Annotated in this window: 1 pseudogene; it reads right to left on the reverse strand. The window is 49.7% G+C overall.

Going from position 1 to position 577, the window contains the following annotated elements:
* Positions 1 to 577 (reverse strand): annotated as a pseudogene (locus tag AACQ38_RS23860) (hypothetical protein); the annotation flags it as partial.

The raw sequence follows: 577 nt of genomic DNA on the forward strand, positions 1-577 counted from the left end.
CGGTTACCATTAAAGTAATCACTAAAGGTGACTGACCCTGTTGATTCAAAGACGCCCTGCGCAGTTTTATCCTCAATATGACGGTTTACTGATAACACCAGATCATATCCACTGCGCTGGAACCACAAGTCTTGCCAGTGAATATCGTTAAAAACAATCATATCTTCCGCATTGATATCATCAACCTGACTGTCAATGACCTGACCACTGACCACAAAGCTGTCTACTCCTGCGCCCCCCCGGAAGTCGTTCTGGTATCCCCCCAGCACCAGCAGATCCTGACCTTCACCGCCGTCAAACTGGCTGAATTTCGATATTGTGGCCGCTATCAGGTGGTCATCACCTTCTCCGCCATTAATTACCGCATGATAGCCCATCAGTTTAATCACATCGTGACCCGCGTTACCGTCAATCTGGTTGTCATTACCAAACACCCGACCAAAGTCATGACCTTCACCCAGCTCAACCCGGTTGTTATTCCCGATGGTCACGGCATAATCCTGACCTTCCCCGGTCTCCACCCGGTTGTAGTTGCCGGAGGTAACAACGTAGTCGTCCCCGTTACCGGCATCAATCA

It is taken from the genome of Photorhabdus sp. RW14-46 (assembly GCF_963887965.1).
GTDB classification, from domain to species: domain Bacteria; phylum Pseudomonadota; class Gammaproteobacteria; order Enterobacterales; family Enterobacteriaceae; genus Photorhabdus; species Photorhabdus laumondii.